At 68.8% G+C, this 928-nt stretch carries 1 protein-coding gene; it reads right to left on the bottom strand.

What is annotated here, in order from left to right; all coding sequences use genetic code 11:
* Nucleotides 1-5 precede the first annotated feature (5 nt).
* The coding region (locus tag ACOADB_RS24460) for an alpha/beta fold hydrolase (protein ID WP_378604976.1) at nt 6-928 on the bottom strand (923 nt) is incomplete at its 5' end.

Below are 928 nucleotides of genomic sequence, written 5' to 3'. Positions count from 1 at the left end.
CCGTCCTAACGCTTCCGGTCGTGCTTCCCGATGAACTCGTTGATGTACGCCCACGTCGTCTCGGGCGCCTTCGTCCCGGTGAGTACGCCGAGGTGGCCACCGGGCGCGGACGGCATCCGGACGTCCGGCGAGTTCGGGAGGAGCGAGCCGACGTGGTGGGCCACCGGGGGAGGCACGAGTACGTCGGTGGTGCCGGCGACGTTCATCACGGGGACCTTGATGTCGGCCAGGTCGACCATCTTGTTCGGCCCCTGGATGCGCCCGGTGGCGAGCTCATTGCGCAGCGCCATTTTCTGGTAGACCTGAATGGTCGCCCGGCCGGGGTAGGTCAGCATGTTGTTCATCAGGCTGTCGATGGCCTGGATCTGGCCGAGGAACTCCCGGTCCTGCCGCTTGTTCCACAGGGTCCGCGGCTTCTTGAGGTACACCGGGATCGCGGTCGCCTTGAACCCGATGCTCACGAGCGGCGCCGGCACCGACCCGGCGGCCTTGAGCGCCGTACCGACGATCTTGCCGCCGGTGACCTTCCCGATCGCCTGGACCGGCCGGAGCATCGGTTGCTTGGACATGTCGAACGGGCTGGCGACCATCGAGAGGGAGCGGATGGGGAGCTCGGGGTGGACGGCCGTGGTGCCGATGGAGATCAGCCCACCCATGCACCAGCCGACGAGGTGCACGTCGCGCCCGCCGGCGTCCTCGGACACCGTGCGGACGGCCTCGGGGAGGACGTCGTTGATGAAGTGCTCGATGCCGACCTTGCTGTCGGCACCCTTCAGGGGTCCGTAGTCGACGAGGTACGTCGGCCGCCCGCGGTTGACGAAGTCCTCGGCCAGGGACAGGCCGCGGCGGAGGTCGAAGCACGAGGCCTGGGCGCCGAGCGGAGGCACCAGCAGGACCGGCAGCCCCTTGGCGCGGACCCCCTTCACCT

Source organism: Nocardioides sp. CPCC 206348 (assembly GCF_048654705.1).
GTDB lineage: Bacteria > Actinomycetota > Actinomycetes > Propionibacteriales > Nocardioidaceae > Nocardioides.
Note: the sequence above shows the minus strand (reverse complement) of the source record. Positions and strands in the feature narration are given on the sequence as shown.